This window comes from Nocardia sp. bgisy134, assembly GCF_057708325.1.
In genome coordinates, this window is the sequence record NZ_JBYIRW010000004.1 from 41,385 (window position 1) to 56,690 (window position 15,306).

At 70.5% G+C, this 15,306-nt stretch carries 13 protein-coding genes; 8 read left to right on the forward strand and 5 right to left on the reverse strand.

The window, feature by feature from the left end; all coding sequences use genetic code 11:
- Positions 1-2: 2 nt before the first annotated feature.
- Genes AC3ERS_RS09110 through AC3ERS_RS09130 form a run of 5 tightly spaced genes read right to left on the reverse strand, consistent with a single transcriptional unit; the run spans position 3 to position 4,820 of the window.
- Positions 3-1,037 (reverse strand): MlaD family protein, encoded by a 1,035-nt coding sequence (locus AC3ERS_RS09110; RefSeq protein WP_431965496.1) that lies wholly within the window; start codon positions 1,035-1,037, stop codon positions 3-5.
- Positions 1,025-2,047 carry an MCE family protein gene (locus AC3ERS_RS09115; protein ID WP_431965498.1) on the reverse strand — a complete coding sequence of 341 codons (1,023 nt, stop codon included), beginning with the start codon at positions 2,045-2,047 and terminating at the stop codon, positions 1,025-1,027. The genes AC3ERS_RS09110 and AC3ERS_RS09115 overlap by 13 nt, the downstream gene beginning before the upstream one ends.
- On the reverse strand, positions 2,044-3,102 hold the full coding sequence (locus tag AC3ERS_RS09120; RefSeq protein ID WP_431965500.1) for an MlaD family protein: 1,059 nt from the start codon (positions 3,100-3,102) through the stop codon (positions 2,044-2,046). Before AC3ERS_RS09120 ends, AC3ERS_RS09115 begins: the two co-directional genes overlap by 4 nt.
- Positions 3,103-3,106: 4 nt before the next feature.
- Positions 3,107-3,973, reverse strand: coding sequence for an ABC transporter permease (locus tag AC3ERS_RS09125; protein ID WP_431965501.1), 867 nt, complete (start codon positions 3,971-3,973; stop codon positions 3,107-3,109).
- A 1-nt stretch (position 3,974) separates the two neighbouring features.
- Entirely contained in the window at positions 3,975-4,820 is an 846-nt protein-coding gene (locus AC3ERS_RS09130) for an MlaE family ABC transporter permease (protein ID WP_431965502.1), read from the reverse strand.
- Positions 4,821-5,174: 354 nt separating this feature from the next.
- Here AC3ERS_RS09130 and AC3ERS_RS09135 point away from each other — a divergent pair, with 354 nt between their 5' ends.
- The 8 genes from AC3ERS_RS09135 to AC3ERS_RS09170 all read left to right on the forward strand — a co-directional run bounded on the left by AC3ERS_RS09135 (position 5,175) and on the right by AC3ERS_RS09170 (position 15,213).
- Entirely contained in the window at positions 5,175-5,786 is a 612-nt protein-coding gene (locus tag AC3ERS_RS09135) for a TetR/AcrR family transcriptional regulator (protein WP_431965504.1), read from the forward strand.
- Positions 5,770-6,438, forward strand: coding sequence for a TetR/AcrR family transcriptional regulator (locus AC3ERS_RS09140; RefSeq protein WP_431965506.1), 669 nt, complete (start codon positions 5,770-5,772; stop codon positions 6,436-6,438). Before AC3ERS_RS09135 ends, AC3ERS_RS09140 begins: the two co-directional genes overlap by 17 nt.
- A 105-nt stretch (positions 6,439-6,543) precedes the next feature.
- Positions 6,544-7,404: an SDR family oxidoreductase gene (locus tag AC3ERS_RS09145; protein ID WP_431965508.1), complete on the forward strand. Its 861-nt coding sequence runs from the start codon at positions 6,544-6,546 to the stop codon at positions 7,402-7,404.
- 26 nt (positions 7,405-7,430) lie between these two features.
- Positions 7,431-9,326, forward strand: a complete 1,896-nt coding sequence (locus AC3ERS_RS09150; protein ID WP_431965510.1) for a CocE/NonD family hydrolase — start codon at positions 7,431-7,433, stop codon at positions 9,324-9,326.
- Positions 9,327-9,462: 136 nt separating this feature from the next.
- Positions 9,463-10,734 (forward strand): hypothetical protein, encoded by a 1,272-nt coding sequence (locus tag AC3ERS_RS09155; RefSeq protein WP_431965512.1) that lies wholly within the window; start codon positions 9,463-9,465, stop codon positions 10,732-10,734.
- Positions 10,731-11,702: a glutamate ABC transporter substrate-binding protein gene (locus tag AC3ERS_RS09160; RefSeq protein ID WP_431965514.1), complete on the forward strand. Its 972-nt coding sequence runs from the start codon at positions 10,731-10,733 to the stop codon at positions 11,700-11,702. The genes AC3ERS_RS09155 and AC3ERS_RS09160 overlap by 4 nt, the downstream gene beginning before the upstream one ends.
- Positions 11,699-12,883 (forward strand): hypothetical protein, encoded by a 1,185-nt coding sequence (locus tag AC3ERS_RS09165; RefSeq protein ID WP_431965516.1) that lies wholly within the window; start codon positions 11,699-11,701, stop codon positions 12,881-12,883. The genes AC3ERS_RS09160 and AC3ERS_RS09165 overlap by 4 nt, the downstream gene beginning before the upstream one ends.
- Positions 12,880-15,213 (forward strand): serine/threonine-protein kinase, encoded by a 2,334-nt coding sequence (locus AC3ERS_RS09170; protein WP_431965518.1) that lies wholly within the window; start codon positions 12,880-12,882, stop codon positions 15,211-15,213. Before AC3ERS_RS09165 ends, AC3ERS_RS09170 begins: the two co-directional genes overlap by 4 nt.
- Positions 15,214-15,306: the final 93 nt, after the last annotated feature.

The window sequence follows — 15,306 nt, forward strand, 5'->3', positions numbered from 1 at the left end:
GCTCAGCACTCCCATCCCGGCAGCGGAATACACACCGTCGCCGTCAGCGCCGACTGATCGATGACGACACCGTCCTCCGAAGCGGTCATCGCCACGAGTTGCTCGCGCAGCCGCTGCCACTGCGGAATGGCCACATCCAGTTGCGCGGCCAGCTGTTCCAGCTGCGGCAGCAGCTCGCGCAGCTTCCCGGCCAGCGGGGCGAGCACCTCCCGCCAGGACGGCTCGATCGCCGCGATCCGCGACAGCAGCGAAGCCGCCACGGTCAACGCCGATTCGATCTCGGCGCGCTTGCCGAGCCCGACCGTCATCAGGGTGCCGACCTCGCGGACGAACGTCCCGATCAGCGACTTGTTCACATCGATCGCGCGCACATACTCGTCCAGCACCGCGAGCGCACGCGACACCTCGAGGTTCTGCCCGCGCAGGATGTCCACGAAGGACTGCATCGCGGTGCCCATCTGGCGCAACGCGTCGGGGCTGGTGTCGAGGGAGTGCTGGAGGGCGGCCAGATTCTGCCGCAGCGTTTCCCCGTCGACCTGAGCGACAGGTGCAGCGGCGTCCTGCAGGATGCGCACCAGGCTGTAGGGCAGCCGCACCCGGTCGGGCGGGATCGGCCGCGAGCCGAGGGCGCGCTCGCCCGCGGGGAACACCGCGACGTAGTGGCCGCCGACCGCGGTGAGCATGCGGATCTCCAGGCTGGTCGCGTCACCGAGAAACACGTCGCGATCCACCGTGAAGGTCATTCGCACCTTCGTCTCGCCCAGCTCGAGCGCGGTCACCGAGCCGACCGTGATGCCCGCGAGGCGGACCTGGTCGCCCACTTTGACCGAGTTCGCCTCCGCCAGGTCGGCGGTGTAGCCGGTCTTGCCCAGCGGGACCAGATAGATCACCGCGGTGGCCAGCAGCAGCGCGGCGACGAACAGTGCGCCGAGGATACCGAGGCGGAATTCCCTGGCGTTCTTGGCCGCCTCGTGCCGATCGTGCGAAAACCCGTGCGCCGCGAGCTGATTCAGCGCACGTTGGATCATCCGTTGCATATCGCGATCCTTTGTCCGGCGACCAGCACCGAAAGCACCTGGGGGAGTGCGACCGAGCCCTTGGAGCAGCTCATCGGCACCGGACCGGCGGCGCCAGGCGCGGGCGGTAGCGCGGCGCTGAGCGCTTGGAGCAGGCCCGGCAGCCTGCCGAGCGCGTCCAGTGCCGCCTGCGGGTCGGGGAACAGCAGCCGCAGGTCGGTCATCAGATCGGGATTGCTGGCCTCGGTGAACCCGAGCGTCTCCATCAGGCTGTTCAGCGGTCCCATCGCCGAGGGCGCCACGGCGGCGAAGTCGAGCAAACCGTCCAGCTTCACCCGAAAGGCGCTGAATACGTCCGCGATTCCCTCCAACAGGGTGGCCAGATGCGGTGAGCGCCCGCCGACCTGTGTGGAGATCGCATGCAGATTGGCCACGATCGTGGCGATCACCGCCTGCCGATCGGAGGTGTAGCGACTGAGCTTCTCGATGGCGTCCAGCGCGGGGCCGATGCCGGACCCGTTCCCTTCTATCACCGCGAGCACGCTTTCGGTGAACTGGTTGAGCGCGCCGGGGGAGAACTCGGCGATCACCGGCTGCAAGCCGTTGAACAGCTGGGTGATGTCGAAGGAGGGCACCGTGCTCGACACCCCGAACGCCGCGCCGGGCGGCAGCGGCGTCCCCGGCCTATCCGGTTGCCGCACATCGACATAGCGCTGGCCGGTCAGGGATTGGTAGCGAATGGCGATGACGCTGGCGTCGTAGACGGGGCGGTCGCGCTGGACGGTGAAGGTCACCCGGGCGTTGTTGCCCGCCCGCTCGATCTCGGCGACCTTGCCGACCGACACGCCGAACATCCGGACGTCGTCGCCGGTCTTCAGTCCGCTCACGTCGGTGAATTCGGCGGTGTAGGAACCGGTCTCGCCGTCCACCGGGCGGGTGATCGCCTGCACGACGACGGCCAGCAGCACGACCATCGCGGCCGCGAACAGCCCGAGCCGCCACATCACGGCACGGATCGGCAGGGCCGTCATCGCGCACCTCCCGCGTTCAGCGCCGCGAATCCGGACGGTCCGAGCAGCGGCACCGCGAGCCCCGGCATCCCGCGCAGGGTCACGGCCACATTCAGCGCGGGCCCGTCGGGTGTGTCGGAGAACAGGCGCTCGAGCCGATCGATCAATGCGGCTGCCTCGGCGCGCGAGCGTCCCGGCTCGGGCAGTGTGGCCGCGAGCGCACCGACGAGCGGCGTCAGTTCGGCTGTGTAGCTGTGCAACTGCCGATTCGCGGCGTCACCGAGCAACCCGATCTTGGGCAGCGCTCCGTCCACGACCATGGTGATGGTGGCGTCGTAGCGCGGCCGGTCGTTGCGGAAGATCTCGATGTTCATGACCGCGTGCAGGAGCCGGAAGGTCGCGGAGGCGAAATCGCCCGCGCCGCCGAAGAAGGCCGCGTACTGGTCGATCAGATACGGCGCGGGGTAGCGCTGGGTGTCGGCCACGGCGCGACTCAGCGCGATGATCGCCTCCCAGAGCGGGGCGAACGAGCTCATCTCGCTGTTGACCGTGGCGAGCAATTCCGACAGCTGCGGGGTGAGCACCTCGGTGGAGGTGGCGGTGAGCGCGCGCAGCAGGCTGCCCATGGTCACGTCGGTGACCTTGTCGGCGTGCGCGCCGGCGAGATCGATCAATCCGCCCTCGGCGAGCGGTGCGCCGCCCACGGCGGCCCGCAGCGTGAGAGCGCTGATCCCGAACAGGTTCTCCGGCGCGTAGTCCACGGTGAGCGCGTCGGTGAGGCCCGCTGTCTGTGTCTTGTCGAGATCCAGCGTGATCAACTGGCGTCCCTTGCCGACGGCGGCGATCTCGGTGATCTCGCCGACGGTGACGCCGTCGTAGCGCACCCGCGTGCCCTCGATGACGCCTTCGCCGATCTGCTCGGTGCGCAGCTGGACCTGGAGACGGTCCGGCGGCCGGTCGTCGAGGCCCGCGCGCCAGGTGAGTCCCGCGGCGACCGTCAGCGCCAGCGCGGCGGCGCCCAGCGCACGAGAACCGCGCCTGCTCATCGGCACGCCGGGCAGTCCGTAGTTCGGCATGGGATCACCCCGGGAATTCGATGGCGGAGTTGATGCCCCAGAGCATGATGGTGAGCACCATGTCGAGGGCGATGATGGCGACGAAGCTGGCCCGCACCGCGCGACCGGACGCGATGCCGACGCCCTCGGGTCCGCCGGAGGCGAAAAAGCCGTAGTAGCAATGGATCAGGATGACGGTGACGCCGAACACCAGGATCTTGACCACCGCGGCGAGCACGTCGTAGCCACTGGTGAACTGGAAGAAGTAGTGGTTGTACACGCCACCCGCCTGACCGTGCAGCAGGACGATCACCGCGGAACAGGCCAGATAGCTCAGGATCAGCGCGATGAGGAAAGTCGGCACGATCGCGACGGCGCCCGCGATGACCCGCGTGGTGACGACGAAAGGCACCGAGCGCAATCCGAGGGATTCGATGGCGTCGATCTCCTCGGAGATGCGCATCGAGCCGATCTCCGCGGTCATCCGGCAGCCCGCCTGCGCGGCGAAGCCGATCGCCGCCGCGATGGGGGCGAGTTCCCTGGTGTTGGCGAAGGCCGACACCACGCCGGTGACCGGCCCGAGGCCGATCAGGTCCAGCGCGGCGAAGGACTGGATGCCGACGCCAGCGCCCATCGCGACGCCGAGCACCACCAGCATCGGCACGGTGCCGCCGCCGACGATGACCGACCCGCGCCCCCAGGTCATGTCGGTGATGGTGCGCATCGTCTGGGCGCGGTAGCGGCGCAGCGTCAGCGGTATCGCCCACAGCGCCTGAAAGACGAAACCGAGCAGGAAACCGGTGGTTTCGATCGGGGCGAGGATCCGGCCGCGGTTGCGGGCGGCGCGATAGGCCCAGCCGAGGCCTTTGGGTGCGTAGGGTGTCGCGGTCATCTCAGGCCACCCGCAGTGGCAGGAACATCGTCACGATCTGGGTGATCACCAGGTTGACCACGATGATCGAGGCCACCGAGATCACCACCGCGGCGTTGACGCCGTCGGCGACGCCGCGCGGCCCGCCCTTGGCCTCCAGCCCGCGCTGGCAGGCGATGATCACCACGAGGAAGCCGAACAGCATGGCCTTGGCCAACGAGATCCACACGTCGGCGACGACCGCGAAGGAGCCGAACGTCGCCCAGTAGCTGCCCGGCGTCACGTTCTGCGCGCTGATCGCGACCGCGTAACCGGAGACCACCCCGACGAAGATGATCAGCACGTTCAGCAGGGGAGCGACGAACAGCATCGCCACCACCCGGGGGATGACGAGCCGGTGCACGGGACTGATTCCCATGGTGCGCAACGCGTCGATCTCCTCGCGCACGGTCCGTGCGCCGAGGTCGGCGGCGATGGCCGAGGCGCCTGCCCCGCCGAGCAGCAATCCGGTAGCGATCGGCGCGCCCTGCTGGATCACGCCGAGCCCGCCCGCCGCGCCGATCATCGAATCGGCGCCGAGTTGGTGGATCAGGTTGCCCACCTGCACCGAGACCACCACACCGAACGGCACCGCCATCAGCACCGCGGGCAGGGCCGTGACGGTCACCAGATACCAGGCCTGGCGCAGCATCTCCTGCCATTGGAACCGCAGGCCGATCAGATCGGAGACCGCGCCGCGCACCGACTCGATGCCGAGATCGACCGCCCGGCCGAACGTGCGCACGCTGGAAACCGCGGTGCCGGTGACGTTTTCCCGCGCGATCCGGATCGCGCCCCCGTCCGCGACGGTCGGTGCCGCCTCCTTCATCGTTCCTCCATCCCCCGTTGCGCACGCACCGATCCGCCTCGGCGCGGGTCGCCGACATCCGGGGCTTCTGGGGTAGCCCGATGTCGCGATCACCTGTGACCATCAGCACTTCCACCGATCGGAAGTAGTCTGCGTCACATACGAATACAACGACGTCAATTTACCTCCGTAGCTCCGTCGCCGCCGTAGGATTCGATGAAACTGATTGTCTCCGTGGACAAACCGACGGGCGATGAGCTCGCATTCCGGCGCGACTCGCCCCGCTGAGCCTCCGGCTGCGTACACTATTCAATCGGGTGACCAGTTCGCTGGGGGAGTGCTGACGCTCGACGACCGATCACGATGGAGGCGAAGGTGTCAGCGCGACGCGACCAGATCCTCGACGCGGCACGCGATCTCATCCTCCGCGAGGGCTACACCCAGGCGAGCATGCACGCCGTCGCCCGAGCCGCAGGCCTGACCAGGCCCGCGCTCTACGCCGAATTCGGCGACCGCGACGGGCTTTTCACCGCACTGCTCGACCGGGAGGAAGAACGCGCGCTGGACATGGCGACCGCGTCCATTCCCGAAATCCGGCCCGGAGCCGATCCCGCCCAGGTCGCGGCCGAGGCCACCGACCTGTTCCTGGACATAGTGCTCGCCGCACCGGCCACGTGGCGCTTCGTGCTGCTGCGTGACCAGGCGCTGCCGCCCGCGGCACACGAACGGGTGGCGCACGGCCGTGCGGTGCTGCGCGAGCGCTCCGAAGCCATGATCCGCCTGATCGCCGCCATGGGCGAGCGGGAGATCGACGCCGAACTCGTCAGCTACACCGCCATCAGCACGAGCGAGACCGCCGCCCGCTTGGTGCTCGACGAAGGGGGCGCCGAGCGCCGCGACGCCGTCGCCTCGACATTGCGCTGGCTCGCGCGCCGGGCCGTGGCCGCCACGGGCATCGGGGAGGTGGCCGGTGGCGCGGGCCGGTAGCGACGCCGCCCGGCCGCGCCGCAGGTACGCCAAACGCCTGCAGCCCGCCGATCGGCGAGAACAGCTGCTCGACACGGCGTTACGCATCCTCGCCGTGTCCGGTTTCGCGGACGTCACGATCGCCGCGGTGGCCGAGCGGGGCGGGGTGACCCGCCCGGTGGTGTACGACCTGTACGCCAACCGCGACGACCTGCTCCGCGACCTCATCGCGCGCGAGACCGCCCGCATGGTCGCCGCCACCTCGAATGTGGCCGAGCTCGCCGCCGCGCCCACCGATCCCAAGGCGGCGCTGCTCGCGGGACTGGCCCGCTTCCTGAGCGATCTGAGCTCCGTCCCCGACAGCTGGCGGCTGGTGTACTACCCGATCGACGGGGTGCCTGTCGCGTTGCGCCCGCCGATCGAGCGGGCGCGCGACGAACTACGCGCGCCGCTGCGACGGCTGCTCGGCGCCTGGCTGGCGAGCCGACCGGCCGACGAACACACCGACGAGGTGGACCTCGACGTTTTCGTCGAGATCGTGCAGGGCGCCGTCCAGACCGTGGCGCGGCAGATGCTGGCCGACCCCCGCCGCTTCGACATCGACCGAATCCTGCGCGTCGTCGACCTGTTGCTCTATGAAAACCCGTCGGCGAAAAGCTCTTCCGAGCCGTAACGGTGCTCCTCCCGCCCCTGTGCGGCCCGCGTCGAACGGTTCCGTCTGGGACGCATCGCGCTCGATTGATAGACAACCGTGTTCACCGACACTTATGGTCTAGCCATGACGAAGTTCGACGGCAAGAGCTGCCTGATCACCGGGGCGGCCAGCGGCCTTGGCCGAGACACCGCCCGTGCGGTCGCGGCCAAGGGCGCGTCACTGATTCTCACCGACATCGACGAGGCAGGCTTGCAGCGTACCGCCGGGGAGTTGCGCGAGGCGGGCGCCACCGTGCACCTGGCCGAGGCACTCGACGTCAGTGACCACGCCGCCGTCGTCGCGTTGGCCGCGAAGGCGCACGACACGATCGGCAGCGTCGACATCGTGATGAACGTGGCGGGCATCGCCACCTGGGGGACCGTCGACCGTCTGACCCACGATCAGTGGCGGCGCACCATCGACATCGACCTGATGGGTCCGATCCACGTCATCGAGGAGTTCCTGCCGCCGATGATCGAGGCGGGACGTGGCGGGCACCTGGTCAACGTGTCCTCGGCCGCGGGCCTGTTCGGTCTGCCGTGGCACGCGCCGTACAGCGCAAGCAAATTCGGGCTGCGCGGCGTCTCGGAGGTGCTGCGTTTCGACCTGCGCAGGCACGGGATCGGCGTCAGCCTGGTATGTCCTGGCGCGATGTCGACGCCGATGGTGAACCGGGTGGACATCGCGGGCGTCGACCGCGAGGCCGAGGCCGTGCAAGCGGGGCTGAAGCTGTTCCTGCGGCACGCCGTCACGCCCGAACAGGCGGCGAAATCCATTGTGCGCGGGGTGGAGCGGAACCGGTATCTGATCTACACCTCGCGCGACATCCGGATCGGGCACTGGGCCCAGCGCTACTTCCCGCCCTCCTACAACCTCGCCATGCGCGGCCTGAACTGGGCGATGCAACGGTACGTCGACAAGCCGGGCGTGCTGCGCGCACGATAAGACACGAACCTCGGAGGGGGATCGCCATGGTCGAGCCGCTGACCAGCGCTACCGGCGCGCCGCCGGACGCACGTTTCGACATAGGGCCGGCGCGCTACCCGAAACTACATGCGTCCTCGACGATTCCGATCCCGATGTCGGACGGCGCCGTGCTCAGCGCCGACGTCCTGCGTCCCGGCGACCGGTCCGGGCCGACCGCCGAGCCGCTCCCGGCGCTGATCAACTTCACCGCCTACAACAAGATGCTCAACCGGCACGGTATGCGCGCGAATCGGGCGCTGCGCGCGCTGGCGATGCGTGTCGCACCGTCGGACCGAGGCAGGATGACGGCACGCGACGTGCTGCGCACCCCGGCGGGCGGGATCTTGGAGCCGTTCGCGATCAACCGCACCGCCGTCTCGCGCGGGTACGTGGGACTGATGGTGGACGTGCGCGGCACCGGAAGTTCCACCGGCACCTGGGATTTCTTCGGCCCCCGCGAACAGCGCGACTACCTCGAGGTGCTCGAATGGGTCCGCGCGCAGCCATGGTGCGACGGGCGCGTCGCGGTGACCGGACTCTCCTACGGCGCGATCTCGGCGCTCATCACGGCGGGCCTGCGCCCGGAGGGCCTCACCGCGGTGTTCGCCATCGAGGCGGGCGAGAACCCGGTGCGCGAACTCGGGCTCACCGGCGGTGTGCCCACGCCGGGCATGCTCGCGTGGATCCTGTTCGTGCACGGGGCCGGACGCGTTCCCGCGCTGCCCGGCCTGGTGCGCAACGGGCTGCTGGGCCACTATCTGCGCGATCGCGTCACCGCGCGCTCGGACTGGGTGCGCAGGGCGCTGCGGATCGCCCTCGACATCGACCATCCCGACGGCTATCTCAATCCGGAATGGGCGGCGCGGCTGGCCCATTTCGAGGAGATCGACGTGCCCACCTGGATCCACGGCGGCTGGCACGACGTCTACAACCGGTCGAATTTCCGCATCTACGACCGTATTCCGGTCGCGCCGGGACCCAAGCAGGTCCTGGTGGACGACTCCTACCATCTCACGCCCGGCTCCGGCTTCGGCGATCCGGGCAACCCGCAGGCGCTCGACGAACTCCAGTGCGCGTTCTTCGACCGGTGGGTCAAGGGCATCGACAACGGCATCGACGGGTACGGACCGGTCACGGTGCGCAGGCAGGGCGACGGGCGGTGGGTGCAGCGCGCCGAGTTTCCCGACCCGGCGACGGGCGTACGCAGGCTCTATCTGACCGACGTGCCGAGCGGCACCGCGGGGCACGCCGCGCTGGACGGCGGATTATCCTCCGCGCCAACCGATACCGAGCTGTCCCTGCCGGTGCCGACCGGCCGGGTCAGCGCGGCCTCCAACAACACCGCGGTGATGACGATGGGCGTCGCGCTGCTGTTCGGCGACCGTTTCGGCAACGACGACCGGCGCAGCGAGGCCACCGCGCTCACCTTCACGAGCGCGCCGTTCGCCACCGATACGGTGCTCTCCGGTCCGATGAATCTGCACCTGCTCGCGACGGCCGACGGCGCCGACGCATTCTGGTCGGTCATCGTGTGCGACGTGCGGCCCGACGGCGCCTCGGTGCCGCTCACCCGCGGTGCGCTGCTGTCCACACTGCGCGCGGTCGACTCGGCCGACAGCTACTACGCCGAGGGCGAGCTGCTTTTCGCCGTGCACCCCATGACCGCCGATTCCGCGCAACCGGTGGAACCGGGCCTCGCTTTCGAGATCGACATCGAGATCAACCCCACCGAGGCCCTGCTCCGTGCCGGGCACCGGTTGCGAATCTCGGTGAGCCGCACCAGTTCACCCCGTCACCTGATCCCGCCGTGGAAGCAGCGCCAGATCGCGGGTCAGCGCGTTCTGCTGCGTCCGGACAACCCGAGTTACCTGAGTTTCCGCGCGCTCGGCGGCGACGACTGAGACCCGGCGGCGGCGGCCGGACGGTGGTCGTTGCTGTGCGGTCGCGAGAGCGAGAAAGCAAGGGGGAGCGCAACGCAGCGGCCTACCGTACTATCGCGTGCGGAGACACCGGCCGGGTAGACGAAGGGGGGACGGTGTGGGACCTCGCCTTCCGGCGACCGCGCGCGACGGGGCGGCGTGGGTGCGACGCTTCGCGCGCACGACACCAGGTCTGATCGGTGCGCTCGCACTGGTGACGGTCACGCTGTGCCTGCTCGCGGGCTTCACCGGAGCAAACCAGCTGAGCGGCAAGATCGATCGGCGCGACGCCGCCCTCGCAGGCACCGAACCACTGGCTTACGCGGCGCAGAACCTGTACGTCTCGCTCTCGGCGGCCGACGCGGCCGCGGCGGAGGCCTTCCTGACCGGCGGTATCGAGACACCGCAGGTGCGCGCCCGATACCAGCAGGCACTCGCCGACGCGGCCGACGCGCTCGCGCAGGCCACCGCGGGCGCCTCCGACGAACGGACCCGCCGCATCGTGGCGGCCATCAGCGCCGAATTGCCCGCGTACACGGGGCTGGTCGAGACCGCGCGGGCGAACAATCGGCAGGGCTTCCCGGTCGGCTCGGCCTACCTGCGCGAGGCCTCCGACATCATGCAGGACTCGCTGCTGAAGAACGCCGAGGAGCTCAGCGCGCTGCGTTTCGCCGCCGTGCACCAGGACCAGCGAGCGATCGGCGCGTTGCCGTTCACCACGATCACGACGCTGTTGCTGGTGCTCATCGCTTGCGGCGCGGGCTCTTTCGTGCTGCTGCGCCGGACCAACCGGCGGGTCAATCCGGGACTCGTGGTCGCGGCGGCCGCGGCAGGTGTCGCGCTGATATGGACGGTGCTCGCGACCTCGGTGGCCGCGACGGCATTGGAGACCGGACGCGACGGTGCGGCGGTTCGCTTCCAAACCCTGGCCGAGGCACGGATTCTGGCGCAGCAGGCGCGTACGGCGGAGACTTTGCAGCTGGTCACCCGTGGCGATATCGCGGCCGGGGAGGAGACGTTCAATCGCCACACCGCGGCGTTGCGCGATCGCCTCTCGCAGGTCACCGGCTCCGATTCGCCCGCAGCCCTGCGCTTCGAGGGCTGGACGTCCGGTCACCGCCGTCAGCTCGCGGCGTACCAGGCGGCCGACTATCCGGCCGCCGTGGATCAGGCCATCGGCGCGGGACCGGAGACCTCGGCGACCCGATTCGCCGAACTCGACGAATCCCTGCGCGCGGACGTGCAGCGGGTGCGCAGCGATCTGCGCGGCGGTATGGACGCCGCCGGTGACGCACTGACCTGGAGCCCCTCCGGAGTCCTGCTGCTGATGCTGTTCGCGGCGGGCGCCGCCGTCGTCGGACTGTGGCCGCGGCTGAAGGAGTTCCTGTGAGAAGACGGCTGTGCGCGCTGGTCGTCGCCCTGGTCGCGGTCGGCCCGCTGCTCGCCGCGTGCAGTACCGACGCCTCCGTGCCCGCGACGCCGCCCGCCGCGGCGGTGAATCCGGCTCCGCCCGAGTTCGCCCCGATCACCACGCCCGGGCAAGCCGAGGACGAATGCGACGCCGAGGCCAGCCTGCGGCCGGGGCCGCTGCCGCCGCCGGGCGCGATGCCCGCGGGATCGCCGATGGCCGCGATCGTGGCCAATGGGCGGGTCCGGGTCGGCGTCGACCAGAACACCTACCTGTTCGGTTTCCGCAACCCGACCACCAACGAGCTCGAGGGCTTCGACATCGACATCGCCAGGGAGATCGCCAGGGCGCTGTTCGGCGACCCCAACCGGATCGAACTGCGCTCGGTGACCGCCGAGGAGCGCATCTCCGCGCTGCGCGAGAACAAGGTCGACCTGATCGTGCGCACCTTCTCCGCCACCTGCGAGCGCCGCCGCGACGTGGACTTCTCCGCCGTCTACTACCGTGCGGCGCAGCGCGTTCTGGCGCCCAAGAACTCCGGCATCAGGTCCAGCGCCGATCTCGGCGGCAAGCGGGTGTGCGTGGCCAGGGGAACGACCGCGTCCGGCCCGCTGTTCGCGCTGCCCAAGCGGCTCACCGTCTTCGGCGTGACCAACTGGACCGACTGTCTGGCCGCGCTGCAACAGGGCCACGTGGACGCGATCAGCGCCGACGACCCGATTCTGCACGGTCTGGTCGCGCAGGACCGGAATCTCGAGGTGGTCGGCGAACCCATCGGCTCCGGCGCCTACGCCATCGGGATGGCCAAGGGCGCGCCGGAGCTGGTGCGTTTCGTCAACGCGGTGCTCGAACGCATGCGGGCGGACGGCACCTGGCAGCGGATCTACGCCGCGCACCTGAGCGTTCTCGGTCCCTCGCCCGGCCCGCCGGAAACCCGGTACACCGCGTGATCCGGGCGACCATGCAGCCGCTCACCCTCGCCGAGATCGATCGCGAACTGGCCGCCCGCACCGCCCAATTCGACGCGATCACCGCCACACTGCTGGAATTGGACCGCCATCCCGGCCTGACCCTGCTGCGCCGTTTTCCGCCGACGGGTCTCACCGAACGCCGGTGGACGCCGATCCGCGCCGAGCTCGACCTGATGTGGCAGGACCTGGCCCGGCTGCAAGCCATCCTGGACGCGGCGCGCACCGTGCGCGGCGCCCGGTCCCGGCTGGACGCCGAGGCGCGCGCCGAGCTGACCCGGCTGCTGCACGGGCGGCCGCACGAGGCCTCCCGCACACCGATTCCCCTGGCACAGCGCTCGCTCACCGGCCCAGGCGAACGGGTGCTGTTCGTCGGCCTGGCCGACACGGTGGACCGCATGCGCGCGACCTTTCCCCGGATCGCCGCCTTCCTCGACGAGGTCGGCGCGGTCAACGACAGGGTGATGTCCGGGCTCGCGCCGCTTCAGGCTCGGGTGGACCAGGCGGGCGCGGTCACCACGGAACTGCGGGACATCGGCGAGGCGATCGCCGAGCTGTTGCGCCGATCCGCCACCGATCCGCTGGCGCTGACACCGCCCGAGATCGACGCTCGCCTGGCCGATATCGGCACCCGCCTGGACCGCGCTTCGGACCTGCTCGCCGAACTGGCGTCGATCACCGCGAACTGGGATGCCGCCGTGGCGGCGACCCGCGACAGGCTGACCGCGCTCGCCGAAACGGAGGCGCGCGCCGAACGCGCGCGTGCGGAAGCCGAGCGCAAGATCCGCACCGGTCCGTTGCCCGTGCTCGAGACGGCGCACCGGGCGCTCGGCGGCGAATTGGCCGCCCTCGCTGCCACGCCGGGCGCGGGCGCGGCGTTGCACGAGCTGCGCCGCCGGATCGCCACGGCAAGCGCAGCGGCCGCAGGCGCGGCAGAACTCGCCCAAGGCTTGCTCGACCGCCGCGCCGAGCTGCGCGGGCGGCTCGCGGCCTATCGGGCCAAGGCCGCCCGATTGGGCGTCGGCGCGGACGACGAGCTGGCGGCACGGGAGAAGCGCGCGACCGAGCTGCTGTCGTACCGCCCGTGCGATCTCGCGGCGGCCACCCGCGCGATCGCCGACTACCAGCGACTCATCGCGGAAAGAGCGGGGAGGAGATCATGACCTGCACCGAACCCGGCTGCGACGGGCCGGTCGAGGACGGTTATTGCACGGTGTGCGGCACCGCACCCGCTGTCGCCGCGCCGGAGATCACCGCGCCGGAGGCGATCGAGTCACCGTCCGCGCGCGCCGACGCCTGCACCGAACCAGGCTGCGACGGTACGATATCCGGCGGCTACTGCGACACCTGCGGCACCGCGCCCGCGGCGACCGGAACGGTCGCCGCCTCGGCCCGGACCACCGGGCCGGGGACCAGGGGCTCCACCCGCTCGGTGCGCACCGGTCGCTCCGCGTCGTCGAAGTCCAGCGCGCGCGGACGGCTCGGCGCCGGACTGGTCGAAGTGCCGCGAGTGCCCCGGATCCACCCGAGCTCGGCGATCCTGGCCGACCCGATGGTTGCCGAGCCGAAGCGTTTCTGCGGCGCCTGCGAGCGCCCGGTGGGCCGAGGACGCGAGGGCGCACCCGGCCGCACCGAAGGCTTCTGCCCGAACTGCGGCACCCACTTCTCCTTCGCACCCAAGCTCTCCGGCGGCGATCTCGTCGGCGGCCAGTACGAGGTGGTCGGTTGCCTGGCGCACGGCGGCTTGGGCTGGATCTACCTGGCCACCGACCGCAATGTCGGCAATCGCTGGGTGGTGCTCAAGGGTCTGCTCAATTCCGGTGACCTGGACGCCATGGCGGCGGCGGTCGCCGAGAAGCGGTTCCTGGCCGAGGTCGAGCATCCGAGCATCGTCAAGATCTTCAACTTCGTCGAGCACGCCGGAGCGGACGGCGTCGCCGTCGGCTACATCGTCATGGAGTTCGTCGGCGGCACCTCGTTGAAGCAGATCCTGCGCAAACGACGCGACACCGACGGTGGTTACCTGCCCGTGCCGCAGGCCATCGCCTACATTCTGGAGATGCTGCCCGCACTCGGACACTTGCACTCGCTCGGGCTCGCCTACTGCGACTTCAAGCCCGACAACGTGATGCAGACCGATGAGCAACTCAAGCTCATCGATCTCGGCGCGGTGATCGCCATGGACGATCAGGACAGCGCCATCTACGGCACGATCGGATATCAGGCGCCGGAGATCGCGACCACCGGGCCGACGGTCGCGACCGAGGTGTACAGCGTCGGCCGCACGCTGGCCGTGCTGATCATGCACATCCCGCAGGAGGACGGGCATTTCAGCGCGCTGCCGGGACCGGACGCCGAACCCTTGCTCGCCCGCTACGACTCGCTGCACCGGTTCCTGCTCCGCGCCGTCGACGCCGATCCCGAGGCCAGGTTCGCCTCGATGGAGGAGATGACCGACCAGCTGACCGGCGTGCTGCGCGAGGTGCTCAGCGCCGACGACGGGTCGCCGCGCCCCGGCATGTCGGCGTATCTCGGGCCGCCGCGCGCGGTCTTCGGCGTCGGCTCCGCGGTCGCGCCCGAGGACGTCGTCGCCGGTCTGCCGGTGCCGCTGGTGGATCCGGGCGACAGCGGTGCCGCGCTGCTCGCCACCACGGCGGGGACGACGCCGGAGGAACTGGAACGCGCCTTCGCCGACGGCCTGCGTTCGGTGGTCACCGGCCGCGCCGAATCGGTGGAGATCCCACTGCGCCTGGTGCGCGCCGCCCTGGACATCGGCGACCCGGCGCAGGCCGAGCGCAGGCTCACCGAGCTCGCCGACCGGCTGCCCGGCGACTGGCGACTGGCCTGGTATCGCGGCCAGGCCGGGCTGCTCGCCCGCGATTTCGCCGCGGCCCGGGCCGAATTCGAGGCCGTCTACGCCGCGCTACCCGGTGAACCGGCGCCCAAGCTGGCGCTGGCCGCGGTAGCCGAACTCGCCGGCGACGGAGCCGTCGCGGCGCGCTACTACGACACCGTCTGGCGCACCGACCGCGCCTTCCCCGCCGCGGTGTTCGGCCTGGCGCGGGTGCGCCGCGGCGCGGGCGACCGCGATGGCGCGGTCGCCGTCCTCGACCAGGTCGACCGATCCTCGTCGCTGCACACCGAGGCGCGCGTGGCCGCGGTGGACGCCTTGCTCGCCGAGCGCACGGCTGCCGAGCTGAACGAGTCGGTGCTGCGCGATGCGGGCGGCCGGGTCGGCGCGCTGGCGCTCGACTCCAAACGCCGCGGGGCCGAGGTGCGCATGCGGGTCTTGGACGCCGCGCTGGCCTGGCTGAGCGGCGGCAGGGCGGCGACGAATCACGCGCCGCTGCTCGGCGTCTCGCTCGACCACGAAGGTGTGCGCACCGGATTGGAGCGCTGCTACCGCGACCTGGCGCGCGAAACCGACGATATGTGGACCCGTTTCGAGTTGGTGGACCGCGCCAACGCCATCCGCCCGAGGACCACGCTGTGAACCGCGAGCGGAGCGGCGAACCCGCAGAACCCGCCGAGCCGAACCCGCCCGACGATCCCGGCTCAGCCGCCGAGCCCAGCGCGGCGCCGAACC

What these genes read in the sequence shown, in the direction of transcription:
- AC3ERS_RS09110 (WP_431965496.1), bottom strand. Translation starts at nt 1,037, where the DNA reads ATGCAACGGATGATCCAACGTGCGCTGAATCAGCTCGCGGCGCACGGG.
- AC3ERS_RS09115 (WP_431965498.1), bottom strand. Translation starts at nt 2,047, where the DNA reads ATGACGGCCCTGCCGATCCGTGCCGTGATGTGGCGGCTCGGGCTGTTC.
- AC3ERS_RS09120 (WP_431965500.1), bottom strand. Translation starts at nt 3,102, where the DNA reads ATGCCGAACTACGGACTGCCCGGCGTGCCGATGAGCAGGCGCGGTTCT.
- AC3ERS_RS09125 (WP_431965501.1), bottom strand. Translation starts at nt 3,973, where the DNA reads ATGACCGCGACACCCTACGCACCCAAAGGCCTCGGCTGGGCCTATCGC.
- AC3ERS_RS09130 (WP_431965502.1), bottom strand. Translation starts at nt 4,820, where the DNA reads ATGAAGGAGGCGGCACCGACCGTCGCGGACGGGGGCGCGATCCGGATC.
- AC3ERS_RS09145 (WP_431965508.1), top strand. Translation starts at nt 6,544, where the DNA reads ATGACGAAGTTCGACGGCAAGAGCTGCCTGATCACCGGGGCGGCCAGC.
- AC3ERS_RS09150 (WP_431965510.1), top strand. Translation starts at nt 7,431, where the DNA reads ATGGTCGAGCCGCTGACCAGCGCTACCGGCGCGCCGCCGGACGCACGT.
- AC3ERS_RS09170 (WP_431965518.1), top strand. Translation starts at nt 12,880, where the DNA reads ATGACCTGCACCGAACCCGGCTGCGACGGGCCGGTCGAGGACGGTTAT.